The organism is Rhodococcus sp. NPDC057014 (assembly GCF_042673295.1).
Classification (GTDB): Bacteria; Actinomycetota; Actinomycetes; order Mycobacteriales; family Mycobacteriaceae; genus Rhodococcus_F.
This window is the reverse complement of sequence record NZ_JBHUSF010000291.1, coordinates 1-11,930: the sequence shown is the minus strand read 5'-3', so window position 1 is coordinate 11,930 and position 11,930 is coordinate 1. Positions and strand designations below refer to the sequence as shown.

The window sequence follows — 11,930 nt, the reverse complement described above, 5'->3', positions numbered from 1 at the left end:
GGAAACACGATCCGCCACGAGCCGCCGACGGGAGACAGCGCGCTCGCGGAGAAATCGGCCCACTCCCGAGGCGACAACGTCACCGCGTCCTCGGTCAGCCACTGCGGAGTCGGGACCCGCCGATTCTGCTCCTCGGCGGGATCGACGACGAACCGCACGTTGGTGGCGATTCCCGTTCCGACGTTGCGGAGCCGGAATCGGTCGACGGGACCACGGATGCGCTGGACGTCGAACTCGACTTCCAGCGGTCGTGGGAGCGCTTGCTGCGCGGCTTCGGCGATCCGGGTCATCGCTTCGAGTTGCTCGAGCGCCGCATCCAGTGCGGCCTCCGCTTCGTGCCTGGCCTGATCGGCAAGACTCGCTTTCCTCCACGCTGCGGCAGCGGTGGCGCCGAGCAACACCGCAGTCGCCGCGCCGACCCACGATGCGGTTCTCATGCGCGGAAACTTACCCGAACGCGAATCCGGCGGGCGCGCTGGTGACGTCTCCACGGCCGGCGAGGCGGCGGACCGTGCTCACGGGTTGACGGAGAGAAACACGTACGCGGCCAACAGCACCAGGTGGACGCCGCCCTGGAGTCGGGTGGCGCGGCCGGGTACCACCGTCAGCATGCCGACCACCACGGTGATCGCGAGCAGCACGACCTGGGTCGGACCGAGGCCGAGCAGAAGCGGCCCGTCCAGCCAGATGGAGGCGACGGCGATGGCGGGGATGGTCAAGCCGATGCTGGCCATCGCCGATCCGAAGGCCAGGTTCAAGCTGATCTGGATCCGGTTTCGCTGCGCTGCCCGCACCGCGGCGAGGGTTTCCGGCAGAAGCACGAGCAAGGCGATGACCACACCGACGATGGATTGTGGCAACCCGGCGTCCTCGACCGCGTCCTCGATCGCGGGTGATTCCACCTTGGCCAACCCCACGACTGCGCACAGCGCCACCACCAGCAGGGCGAGGCTCATCCCGGCCATCCTGCCCGTCGGCGGTGCGGAGTTCCGGTCGCCGGTTTCCGGTTCATCGGCGATGACCGGCAGGAAGAAGTGCCGGTGCGGCCCGGTCTGGGTGAGGACGAACATCCCGTACAGCACCAGCGAGGCCACAGCCGCGAATACCAATTGGGCCGAGGAGAATTCGGGGCCAGGCCGGCTCGTCGTGAAGGTCGGGAGCACCAGACTCAACGTCGCGAGTGACGCCACCGTCGCCAGCGCTGCGCCGGTACCCTCCGCATTGAACAGCGCGACCCCGTACCGTCGTGAGCCGACGAACAGCGACAACCCGGCGATGCCGTTGACGGTGATCATCACCGCCGCGAACACCGTGTCGCGGGCCAGCGACGCCGTCGCCGGGCCGCCCGAGATCATCAATGTCACGATGAGTCCGACCTCGATGACGGTGACCGCGACCGCGAGGATCAGCGATCCGAACGGCTCACCGACCTTGTGCGCAACCACCTCGGCGTGATGAACGGCGGCGAGTACCGCACCGACCAGCACCACGGCGACGGCGAGCACCAGGACCGTGCCGATGTGGCGGCCCCAGGTCAGGCCCAGTACCGCAACCGCGACGGGGGGTATCACCAGCGGCCACTCCGCAGCGACCGACCGCCACCCGAATGCCATGACTAGACCTTGCCAGCTCGATCCGCTCCGATGCACCGCAATGGGTCAGGTCCGATCGGTCCGGGCGATCGCCGCGCGGGTGGCGGCTTCGACGGTCATCACGATGAATTCGCGTCTTCGTGAATCCCGGTCGTCAGGGCGAGAAGGTGGCGAGAACAGCCGGTCCGCGGTCTGGAGGGTGACCCAGCCGTCGACCAGGGTGATCACCGTGATGAGAAGTTCCTGGGCGTCGGCCTCGGACAGGCCGGTGGCGTCCCGCGCCCCCGCGACCAACGCCTGGGCGTGCTTCCGGCGGGTTTCCTCGGCTACCGGTGTCTTCAGTTCGAGGCCTTCCCAGAACAGCAGGCGAGTGAAGGCCGGGTGCGTGCGCTGGTAGTCGAATCGACGGCCGGCGTAGTCGGCGACGGCGGACACTCCGTCTCCGGACAGTTCGACGGCGGCGAGTGACGCCGTCAGTTCACTCTCGACGACGGCGCTGAAGAACGCCTCCTTCTTGCCGAAGTACTGGTAGATGCGCTCTTTGTTCACGCCTGCCTTCGCGGCGATCCGGTCGACTCGGCCGCCGGCCAGTCCGAACGCACTGAACTCCTCGGCGCCGGCCTCGAGCAGGAGTCTCTTGGTTCGTTCGGTATCCCACGCCACCGGTGCATCCTACGACAAACTCCAACTGTTTGGTTGCAAGTTGCGTCGCCACGCTTTACGCTTCAAGTGCAACTGAATAGTTGGAGTTTCGGAAGGGTTGTCTCAGGATGGAATCTCTCGCTCTCGCATCCGCAGTGGTCGAGCAACTCGCCCCGGCGGCGACGAAGCCGCGGCGCAAGCGTGCGGGCCGGCCTGTCCGGGACGTCGTGCCGGTGCCGTCCATCCACCTGCGGGTCGCCGTCACCTGGGTCTCGATCTTCCCGCTCGTCACGCTGGGCATGACCGTCATGACGCTGTCGGGCGCGATCACTGCCGCCTGGCCGACCTGGCTTCGAGCCTTGTCGCTGACCGGTGTCGTCGTTCCCACCGCGGTCTATTTCGTCGTGCCGCGAGTGCTCGATGTGTCCCTCCGGTGGTTCAGCCGCCGGCGTCGGCGGTCCGCCGCTGCAGAGTCCGGACCGGAGATTCGTGTCGGAGTGGCGAGGTAGGTTCCGGATTGCGACGAAACAGGTCGCCACTCACACCCACGAATCCGAGGCAGTCCGGCTCGGGCGGATACGAGGCGCAATCGCGCGTCGTATCTGTGGGGAGTGGCGGCCTGTCTCGGCCCACCACGATCCCGTCGGTCGTGCCGATTCAGCCCGGTTCGGCGGCGATCCGCCCCGACTTCACCGCGTCGACCAGTTCGGCGTGGTCGGCTTCGGTCTGATCGGCGTAGCGGGCGGCGTACCGCCCGATCGCCTCGTCCAGTTCCGTATCGCCGGCGAAGTACCCGGCGAGCGCCCGCGGATCGAGGGAGCGGGTGTGTGCACGCGCGAGCGGGGCGCCGGCGAGGCGGCCGTAGTCGTCGAGATGATCCTGCTCCAGGCCGGTCGGATCGATGTCGCCTTTGAGGTTGCGGAACTGCCGCACGATGTAGGGGAGGCCGTCGATGGTCGTCCAGCCCAGGAGAATGTCCGACTCCGCTTGCACCAGCCGGGCGCCGTGCACGATCCGCTTGCCCTCGTGCTTCGGTTCGTCGACCGGCAGGTACGCCGCCAGTGCGGACGGCCGGGCCTGTTTGAGCTGAAGTACGAGCACCTCGTCCCGATTGCCGTGCAGCAGGGCGATATAGCTGCGCAGACCGACACTGCCGGTTCCGACGATCCGGAAGGCGACGTCGGACACGGAGAATCGGGTGATCCGTGAGTCTTTCGGCGCAAACCCGGTCCTTCAGGGCAGGGTGAGCCGATCTGGTTTTGTCGGACCGTGGGGTTAGTGTCTGGGTCATGGCGGGGAGGGTGGTGAAGCGGGCGTTCAAGTTTCGTTTCTATCCGACTGCGGTGCAGGCGGAACAGCTTGCTCGGACGTTCGGGTGCATCCGGTATGTCTACAACCGGGCGTTGGCCGAGCGGTCCCGGGCGTGGTCGCAGGAGCAGCGGCGGGTGACCTACGCGGACACCTCGACGATGCTCACCAGGTGGAAACGGGAGGCGGAGACGGAGTGGTTGGCGGAGCCGTCGAAGGGACCGTTGCAGGAGTCGCTGCGGCAATTGCAGGGCGCGTTCGAGAGGTTCTGGCGCAAGCAGACCCGCTACCCGCAATTCAAGAGGAAGGGGCGGTCGAAGGATTCGGCGACCTACTTCTCGAACTGCTTCACCTACCGGGGCGGGCAGCTCCGGTTGGCCAAGCAGTCCGAACCCCTGGACATTCGGTGGTCGAGGCCGCTGCCGGAGGGGGGCCGTGCCGTCGCAGGTGACGGTGTCGCGTAACGCTCGCGGTCAGTACCACATCTCGATCCTCGTCGAAGACGTGATTCCCGAGCTCGCGTCGACTGATCGGGTGGTCGGGCTCGACGCCGGGATCACGAGCCTGTACACGCTTTCGACGGGGGAGAAGATCACCAACCCGCGTTATGAGCGCGCGGATCGTGCGCGGTTGGCGAAGGCGCAGCGGATGCTGGCCAAGAAGCAGAAGGGATCGCGTAACCGGGCCAAGGCCCGACTGAAGGTCGCGAAGATTCATGGCCGGATCGCCGATCGGCGCCGCGATTATCTGCACACACTCTCCACTCGGCTGGTGCGCGAAAATCAAGTGATCGCCATCGAGGATCTGAGTGTGCGGAATATGGTGAAGAATCGGTCGTTGTCTCGGGCGATCTCGGATGCGGGGTGGTCCGAGTTCCGGTCGATGCTCGAGTACAAGGCCGACTGGTACGGGCGGCGGGTGGTGGTGGTCGATCGGTTTTATCCGTCGTCGAAGACCTGCTCGGTCTGCGGGGAGATCGCCGGGGCGATGCCGCTGAACGTCCGGAAGTGGACGTGCCGATGCGGCGTCGTCCACGATCGGGATGTAAATGCGGCGAGGAACATTTTGGCCGTCGGACTGGCGGTGGCAGCCTGCGGAGATGGTGTCAGACCACCCCGCACATAACGTGTGGGGCGGCGACTGTCGGTGAAACAGGAACCTCGGGACGTGAGTTTCGAGGGGAATCTCGGTCGTTCACGGCCGAGAGGACGTCAAGTCCATGACGATGTGGCCGTCCGGTGTCCCGTACAGGCCGAAGTTCGCGGCATGCGCGTCACCGCACAGTTGCGCTGTCAATCCGGTCACCGGGGAGGCGGCGAGGTCGGCAGCCATCAGACCGGCGGCGCCGCGGAAGAAGGCGAACGGCGAGGCGATCATCCGACCGATCCGCAGGGGGACGAGATGCGCCAACCTGCCCGCGTTGTCGGCCTCGACGAAGTGGAGCACATCCGGCCGGCCGGCGCCGGTCGCCTCGTGATCGTGTACACGCGACGGCACGGTTGCCTGCAACGCATCGCCACGCGCGAACACGTCGTCCGCGTCGTCCTGGGTTCGCAGGTCCACGGCGCGCGCTCGATTCTTCGTCACCACGGCGACACTATCGGAGGCGTTCGCGCGGGTTGAACGATCGGTGTCTTCGCCGCACGACATTGTCGCTGAAGAGTGGTTATGCTTCGGTTTCCGGTGGCAGGCAGCATCCGGCACCGGAGACACGTTCCGGAGGCATGCCGTGCCGCCGGGCCTTCCTTGACGGAGGAATGTCATGTCCGCTGAACCCGTTGCCGCGACACCCGAGAACCCCGCAGGCCACATCCGATTGACCTCCCACAGCGGCGGGGTCGGGGCAATTCCGGTCCACTGGGGCGCACCCACGGCGTCCGAGCGCGGTCCGGTGGTCGGTACCACCACCAATCGCGCCCACCGCAACGTGATCGGGACGCACAGCGGTTCGTACAGCATCTACCGGGCTCTGGCGGTCGCGTCGGGTGCACTGTCGCGCCACCACAAGGCCGACCTCACCAACACCGCGCCCACCAACGCCATCGGCCCGTATCCGCAGTGGAGCGAGCCCGGCAAGATCGTGAGCCTGGATCCGTGGGGCGCCACGGTCGCCGAGGTCTTCGCGGCCGAGTTGGCGGCGGGGCACGACATCCGGCCCAGCATCGCCGTGACCAAGGCACACGTGATCCTGCCGGAGATCACGGAGGCCATCCAGAAAGGTCGCCTGCATCCGGACGGCCGTTTCCTGCTGCCCAGCGGTGCTGCGCTGGTCACCAAGGCGGCGATCGAGCCCGTCTGGCATCTGCCGGGTGTGGCGGAGCGCTTCCACTGCAGCGAGACGGATCTGCGCCGCGTGCTGTTCGAGGAGACCGGCGGCATGTACCCGGAGCTCGTGACGCGTTCGGACCTCGAGGTGTTCCTACCCCCGATCGGCGGGCAGACCGTGTACATCTTCGGTGACGCGCGAGACCTGGCCGATCCCGCGGTGGAACTGACCGCGCGGGTGCACGACGAGTGCAACGGCTCGGACGTGTTCGGCTCCGACATCTGTACGTGCCGTCCGTACCTGACACATGCGATCGAGGAATGTATCCAGGGTGCGCAGCGTGGCGGTGTCGGCCTGGTGGCCTACTCCCGCAAGGAAGGCCGTGCTCTGGGCGAGGTGACCAAGTTCCTGGTCTACAACGCCCGCAAGCGCCAGGTGGGCGGGGACACGGCCGATCAGTACTTCGCCCGCACCGAATGCGTGGCCGGCGTGCAGGACATGCGGTTCCAGGAAATGATGCCGGACGTACTGCACTGGCTGGGCGTCAGGAAGATCCACCGCCTGGTCTCGATGAGCAACATGAAGTACGACGCCATCACCGGGTCGGGCATCGAGGTCGGGGAGCGGGTGGACCTCCCCGCCGATCTGATTCCGGCCGACGCGCGCGTGGAGATCGACGCGAAGATGGCGGCCGGCTACTTCACCCCGGGCGTGGTGCCGGACGCCGAAGAATTGGCGAAGGTCAAGGGCCGGGAGTTGGACGAATGAGCGTGACTGGCGTCGGTCCCGTCCTGGACGTCGGGCGGGCCGAGGGTGCGGCCGCGGCTCTGCGCACCACGTCCGTCGTGCGGGAGCGGGCGCAACTGCTGCTGGGTCGCGCGCGCGACGGCGGTTCACGCTGGTTCGGCGTGGACGACGACGCGCTGCAGGCGGCCGCGGGCGAGGTCGTGGACGTCACTCGTGCCCGCTATCCGGACCTGAAGATTCCGTACCACAGCCGGTGGCGCCATTTCGAGGCCGGCGGAGTGGATCGAAAGGCCGGGCTGGATGCGCGCCTGGCCGCGCTGGACACGCCGGGCCGCGCCCGCGCCATGATCGACCTCGCCGTCGTCAGCGTGCTGCTCGATGCCGGCGCCGGTCCCGACTGGCGATACCGCGAGAATGCGAGCGGGCAGCATTTCGCCCGTTCCGAGGGTCTGGGCATCGCGAGTTGGCACGCGTTCCTGGGCGGACTGTTCTCGAGCGACGGGACGCAGCCGCTGCAGGTCGACGCGGCCGGACTGCGTGACCTGGACGCGGACCGGCTGGCCGAGGCGTTTCAGGTGGGCCCGTCGAATCCGTTGGTGGGGCTCGACGGACGCGTGCGGCTACTGCGCCGGCTCGGCGAGGCGCTCGCCGCGCAACCCGACGTGTTCGGTCCGCATGGCCGGCCGGGTGGCCTGTTCGACGTGCTGGTCGCTCCGCAGGGTCCGGCCGCGGCGACGGTCGCGGCCCACGACATCCTGTCGCAGCTGCTGACCTCACTGTCGGGCATCTGGCCGGCGGGCAACGCCATCGGCACCGAGCCGCTGGGCGACTGCTGGCCGCACGAGGCAGTGGACGGTCCGGGCCTGACCCGGGGCTGGGTGCCGTTCCACAAACTGTCGCAGTGGCTGACCTATTCGTTGCTCGAGCCCTTCCGGTGGGCCGGTGTGCAGGTGGTGGGGCTGGACGCGCTGACGGGCCTGCCCGAATACCGCAACGGCGGCCTGCTGCTGGACACCGGCGTGCTGCGCCTGCGCGACCCCGACTGGGCTGCGCGCAGCTGGGCGGCGGGCGACGAACTGGTCGTCGAGTGGCGCGCATTGACGGTCGCGCTGCTGGACGAACTGGCCCCGCTGGTGCGCGCACGCCTGGGCGTGGATGCCGAGGAGATGCCGCTGGCCTGCGTCCTCGAGGGCGGCACCTGGGCGGCGGGCCGTGCGCTGGCACAGCGCACGCGCGGCGGGCTGCCTCCGCTCACCGTCGTCAGCGACGGCACGGTCTTCTAGAACGAAACGAGGACGAACACATGGGGACAGTACACCTTATCGACCACCCTCTGGTGCAGCACAAGCTCACGATGATGCGCCGTAAGGATGCCTCCACCAACAGTTTTCGCCGACTGGCGAACGAGATCTCCGCACTGATGACGTATGAGGTGCTACGCGACATCCCGATGCAGGAGGTCGAGATCGAGACGCCGCTCGAGGTCACGACCGGCAGAGTCATCGACGGGAAGAAGCTGGTCTTCGTCTCCATCCTGCGCGCGGGTACCGGCATCCTGGACGGCATGCTGACCATCGTGCCGGGCGCGCGCGTGGGGCATATCGGTCTGTACCGCGATCCCAAGACCCTCGTGGCGGTCGAGTACTACTTCAAGATGCCCGGCGACCTGCACGAGCGCGACGTGGTCGTGGTCGATCCGCTGCTGGCCACCGGCAACTCCGCGGTGGCGGCGGTGGAGCGGCTGAAGGAGTGCGGTCCCAAGTCCATCAAGTTCGTCTGCCTGCTGACCTGTCCGGAAGGCGTTGCCGCGCTGGACAAGGCGCATCCCGATGTGCCGATCTACACCGCGGCCGTGGACCGCCAACTCGACGAGCACGGCTACATCCTGCCCGGTATCGGCGACGCAGGCGACCGCATCTTCGGTACCAAATAGCTGCGGCCGTTTCCGATGGTTACGCGGGGAACCGCAACGCGAGTGCTGTTCTGATCTCGATGTGGCGCAGCAGGAAGGCGCGCTCGTCGAGCCGCTTGCGCCGCAGCCAGCCGGTGACCTCGTCGTTGCATTTGCTGGCGTTGCAGGAGCCGCAGGCCGGGGCGACGTTCTCGAGGGTGTACCGCCCGCCGCGCGACAGTGCCTGTACGCAGTCGCGTTGCAATGGCTTGTCGGTCGCACCGCAATACGCGCAGCCGCCCCACGCCTCGGTGAGCGCACTCCACTGCTCGTCGGTGAGGTCGTGCTCGATACTGTCCATCCGGAGTTTGCGTTTACGGGCTGCCCTGGCCTGACGACTTCGGTTGACCGCCATCGCCCCAGCGTAGGGCCCGCGACGGGTCGGCAGGCGACGGGGGCACGCTCTGCTCGAAGGTGAACACGTTCTCCGGGTCGTAGGTCGCCTTGACCTCGCGCAACCGCTCGCGGTGGGAGCCGTAGTACTCGCGTTCCCAGTCCGACGCGGACGCGTTCGGCACGTTGACATACGCGCCGTCGCCGAAGGGGCGCAGCGCGCGCCAGAAGTCGGCGGCCCAGCCGAGCGCCACCGAGTTCAGGGCGGGGTCGTTCCACGCCGCGCCGGGCTCGCAATAGAACAGTGCGTCGCGGTGCGGGAACGCGGACCCTCCTGGCGGCGCGTGCCGCACGGCCCCGCCGAAACTCGAGCAGAAGAAGTTGCTCGGCGGGCTGGGGGTGTTGTCCATGAAGCGGACGATCAGATCGATCGCCTCGTCGGGGAACGGACGGGTGACGAACTGGGAGTAGAACTTCCAGAGGGCGACGTCGTTCGGCCCCCTGTCGACCTCGCGGTACACGGTCGGCCAGGCGCCTTCCGTCACCGTCACCTCGGGACTGCCGATCGTCAACAGCGTACGCAGGTGGTCCTCGAGTTCTCGCCGCGAACCACCGTGCAGCAGCGCCGACAGCTCGACCGCGGTGGAATCCGCCTCGAGAGCGCTCGTCAGCCGCTGGTCGGCGACCGGCGCCTCGTGCTGCCATACTCGAAGCACGTCACCCAGGTGGCCGTGACCGGTCCACCTCGCGACCAGGAAGGTGACGTTCGAGAGTTCGTGCAGCCGCAAGGTGTACGACGTCGCGATCCCGAAGTTGCCGCCGCCTCCACCGCGGCACGCCCACAGCAGGTCGGAGTTGCTGTGCTCGGTGGCCTCCACGACCTTCGCCGAGCGCGCGCCGTCGGCCACCACGACCTCCGCGGCGAGCAGGTTGTCGCAGGCCATGCCCATGCTGCGGGTCAGTAGTCCGAAGCCACCCCCGAGAATCACGCCGCCGAGTCCGACACCGCCCTCCGAGCCTGTCGGAACGGCGAAGCCGTGTTGTCCGAGCGCTGCGACCGTCTCCGTTTGCGTCAGGCCCGTCCCCACCGTCGCCGTACCGGTCGATTCGTCGATCTCGATGTTCTTCATCCGGCTGACGTCGATCACGAGGCCGCCGTCGAGTGACGACCACCCCTCGAGGCTGTGGCGCCCGCTGCGGGCACGGAGGGCGATGCCTTCTTCTCGGGCCCAGCAGACCGCGTTGACCACATCCCGCGTGTCGCAGCAGAACACGATGGCCTCGGGGTAGCGGGAGTACAGGCGGTTCCAGCCGACCCGCGCCTCCTCGTACCCGGAATCGCCCGGACGCACCACGTCGCCGGTGAGCACGGTGGCGGCGGTCAGAGGCGTCCGCTCCCGGTCAGTGCGCGAAGACATCGGCGTCTCCGGGCTCGGTGTCCAGTACCGCGCGTTTGAATATCAACAGATAGGCGAAATACACCCCGCCCGCGAGGAGCAACCCGATCGCAATCAGTATCGAGGTCAACGCGGTCGCGGGCGACACGATCACGAACACCACGAAGGCCGACCACACCAGTGCGCCGATCGCGACCGGCAGTTCGAAGCGCCCGAGATCGAACGCGCCTTCCCTGCGGTCCAATCGTGTGCGGACCGCAAGGTACAGGACGATTATCCCGCCGTAGAGGACCGCCGAGATGACCGTTCCCACCGTGAGCAACTCCAGCAGTGCGCCGCCCGGAAGGGCAGCCATCAGCACGACCCCTACGGCGACGATCAAGATCGTCGCCGGAATGGGCGTCTGCGTGCGCGGATTGACCCGGCGCATCAGCCGGTGCGCGGGGAAACGTGCGTCGCGCGACATCGCGAACACCATCCGCGAGCAGGTCGCCAAGGTCACCATTCCCGCGCCGAAGAAGGCGAACGCGATCGCGACCAGCAGTGTCCGCTCCATCACCGGACCCAGCTGATCGCGCAGGATCGCCGCCACGGGCGTGTCACTGTCACTGATCCTGGGTACATCTTTGATCGCAATCGTGAGCGCGATCAGAAACACCAGTCCCAGCACCGCCGCCGCGACGACCGATCCGACGATCGCGCGCGGGACGCTGCGAAACGGATCCTTGGCCTCCTCCGCCATGTTCGCCGCGGAATCGAAGCCGACGAGGGTGGCGAGCCCCATGATCGTCGCAGCCATCAACCCGCCGCCGACCGCGAAATAGTTGGGGGCTCCCTCGGCGACACCACGGGAGGTGAGGTTGCCGACCGAGCCGTCGCCCGTGATCGCCACGGCGACGAAGAGCCCGATCGCCAGCACCACGACGATCACCAGTTCGAGCCCTACCGCGCCCGACGTGATCAAGCCGACGAGGCGCGTCGAGAACACGACGAGCACCGCTTGGACAAGCACCACGACGAGCGTGATCATGCGCGCCGTGCCCTCGTCGGGCTCCATGCCGAACAGCGGCATGAGGGCGGAGCTTGCCATCGCGTTGTCGACCGTCACCACGCCGAGCGCCAGGTAGCAGAAGGTCAGCCAACCGAACATCCAGCCGACCTTCGGGTTGGCCAGCCGTGACGCCCATTGGTAGGAGGAGCCGCTGAGGGGGATGCGGGACGCGAATTGGGCGATCACCAGCGCCACCAGGGTCTGCCCCAGCGCCACGACGACCCAGAGCCAGATCCCCACCGGCCCGGCGTCGCGAAGCACGTCGTCGTAGGTGCCGAAGATCCCGACCGCCACCGAGATGAACGCGAACGAGACAGCGAACACCTGAAATGAGCCCAGAGTTCGCTTCAGTTCGGGTTCGTAGCCGCAGTCCTGACATTCTTGATCGGCGGTCTGCGAGCCCGTCACGTCTTCTGCCGTCATCTCGGCCGCCTCACGTTCGATCGGGAACTGCGGAGAGGGTGAATCGCTTCGAAAAGACCGCGACAACGCGACTCGTTCCACGACGAGAGCGAGACCGGTCTGTTTCATCGTCCTCCTCGCGGGGACGGATGTCAGTGATGGTTCGTCTTTCTAAATACCCCGACATGCGCGCGGCGCGAGTCACCGCGCACGCCTCGGCCGCCGGGGCCGATGGCTCCGG

10 protein-coding genes and 3 pseudogenes are annotated in these 11,930 nt (G+C 67.5%); 5 read left to right on the top strand and 8 right to left on the bottom strand.

Going from position 1 to position 11,930, the window contains the following annotated elements; genetic code table 11:
* The 3 genes from ACFTZB_RS36045 to ACFTZB_RS36035 form a co-directional block, all read right to left on the bottom strand.
* Positions 1–437, bottom strand: a 437-nt coding sequence (locus ACFTZB_RS36045) for a hypothetical protein (protein ID WP_378439212.1), incomplete at its 3' end; no start/stop codon positions are given.
* Positions 438–515: 78 nt separating this feature from the next.
* Complete coding sequence (locus ACFTZB_RS36040; protein WP_378439210.1) at positions 516–1,613, bottom strand: calcium:proton antiporter; 1,098 nt, start codon at positions 1,611–1,613, stop codon at positions 516–518.
* A 45-nt stretch (positions 1,614–1,658) separates the two neighbouring features.
* Entirely contained in the window at positions 1,659–2,255 is a 597-nt protein-coding gene (locus ACFTZB_RS36035; protein ID WP_378439208.1) for a TetR/AcrR family transcriptional regulator, read from the bottom strand.
* 107 nt (positions 2,256–2,362) lie between these two features.
* Between ACFTZB_RS36035 and ACFTZB_RS36030 the strand changes: the two genes are divergently transcribed.
* Positions 2,363–2,743: a hypothetical protein gene (locus tag ACFTZB_RS36030; RefSeq protein ID WP_378439207.1), complete on the top strand. Its 381-nt coding sequence runs from the start codon at positions 2,363–2,365 to the stop codon at positions 2,741–2,743.
* A gap of 148 nt (positions 2,744–2,891) precedes the next feature.
* Here the strand turns inward: ACFTZB_RS36030 and ACFTZB_RS36025 are convergent.
* Positions 2,892–3,437: pseudogene (locus tag ACFTZB_RS36025) on the bottom strand (DUF2252 family protein); the annotation flags it as partial.
* Between the two features lie 86 nt (positions 3,438–3,523).
* Here ACFTZB_RS36025 and ACFTZB_RS36020 point away from each other — a divergent pair.
* Positions 3,524–4,667, top strand: a pseudogene (locus tag ACFTZB_RS36020) (RNA-guided endonuclease TnpB family protein).
* An 87-nt stretch (positions 4,668–4,754) separates the two neighbouring features.
* Here ACFTZB_RS36020 and ACFTZB_RS36015 read toward each other — a convergent pair.
* A pseudogene (locus tag ACFTZB_RS36015) lies at positions 4,755–5,129 on the bottom strand (DUF2252 family protein); the annotation flags it as partial.
* Positions 5,130–5,304: 175 nt separating this feature from the next.
* Between ACFTZB_RS36015 and ACFTZB_RS36010 the strand changes: the two are divergent.
* The 3 genes from ACFTZB_RS36010 to upp are packed head-to-tail and all read left to right on the top strand — an operon-like array spanning position 5,305 to position 8,488.
* Complete coding sequence (locus ACFTZB_RS36010) at positions 5,305–6,576, top strand: GTP cyclohydrolase II (RefSeq protein WP_378439205.1); 1,272 nt, start codon at positions 5,305–5,307, stop codon at positions 6,574–6,576.
* Entirely contained in the window at positions 6,573–7,838 is a 1,266-nt protein-coding gene (locus ACFTZB_RS36005) for a URC4/urg3 family protein (RefSeq protein ID WP_378439202.1), read from the top strand. The genes ACFTZB_RS36010 and ACFTZB_RS36005 overlap by 4 nt, the downstream gene beginning before the upstream one ends.
* 20 nt (positions 7,839–7,858) lie before the next feature.
* Positions 7,859–8,488, top strand: a complete 630-nt coding sequence (upp, locus tag ACFTZB_RS36000; protein ID WP_072943378.1) for a uracil phosphoribosyltransferase — start codon at positions 7,859–7,861, stop codon at positions 8,486–8,488.
* A 19-nt stretch (positions 8,489–8,507) separates the two neighbouring features.
* On the opposite strand, the gene ACFTZB_RS35995 is transcribed toward upp, so the two are convergent.
* Genes ACFTZB_RS35995 through ACFTZB_RS35985 form a run of 3 tightly spaced genes read right to left on the bottom strand, consistent with a single transcriptional unit; the run spans position 8,508 to position 11,710 of the window.
* The gene (locus ACFTZB_RS35995; RefSeq protein WP_378439200.1) at positions 8,508–8,807 is read right to left on the bottom strand and encodes an HNH endonuclease; all 300 of its coding nucleotides are present in this window, start codon (positions 8,805–8,807) and stop codon (positions 8,508–8,510) included.
* A gap of 13 nt (positions 8,808–8,820) precedes the next feature.
* Complete coding sequence (locus tag ACFTZB_RS35990; RefSeq protein WP_378439198.1) at positions 8,821–10,257, bottom strand: FAD-binding oxidoreductase; 1,437 nt, start codon at positions 10,255–10,257, stop codon at positions 8,821–8,823.
* The gene (locus ACFTZB_RS35985; RefSeq protein WP_378439214.1) at positions 10,241–11,710 is read right to left on the bottom strand and encodes an APC family permease; all 1,470 of its coding nucleotides are present in this window, start codon (positions 11,708–11,710) and stop codon (positions 10,241–10,243) included. Before ACFTZB_RS35985 ends, ACFTZB_RS35990 begins: the two co-directional genes overlap by 17 nt.
* Between the last annotated feature and the right edge of the window lie 220 nt (positions 11,711–11,930).

Coding starts and splice junctions, on each gene's coding strand:
- ACFTZB_RS36040 (WP_378439210.1), bottom strand. CDS start 1,613: ATGGCATTCGGGTGGCGGTCGGTCGCTGCGGAGTGGCCGCTGGTGATA.
- ACFTZB_RS36030 (WP_378439207.1), top strand. CDS start 2,363: ATGGAATCTCTCGCTCTCGCATCCGCAGTGGTCGAGCAACTCGCCCCG.
- ACFTZB_RS36010 (WP_378439205.1), top strand. CDS start 5,305: ATGTCCGCTGAACCCGTTGCCGCGACACCCGAGAACCCCGCAGGCCAC.
- ACFTZB_RS36005 (WP_378439202.1), top strand. CDS start 6,573: ATGAGCGTGACTGGCGTCGGTCCCGTCCTGGACGTCGGGCGGGCCGAG.
- upp (WP_072943378.1), top strand. CDS start 7,859: ATGGGGACAGTACACCTTATCGACCACCCTCTGGTGCAGCACAAGCTC.
- ACFTZB_RS35995 (WP_378439200.1), bottom strand. CDS start 8,807: ATGGACAGTATCGAGCACGACCTCACCGACGAGCAGTGGAGTGCGCTC.
- ACFTZB_RS35990 (WP_378439198.1), bottom strand. CDS start 10,257: ATGTCTTCGCGCACTGACCGGGAGCGGACGCCTCTGACCGCCGCCACC.
- ACFTZB_RS35985 (WP_378439214.1), bottom strand. CDS start 11,710: ATGACGGCAGAAGACGTGACGGGCTCGCAGACCGCCGATCAAGAATGT.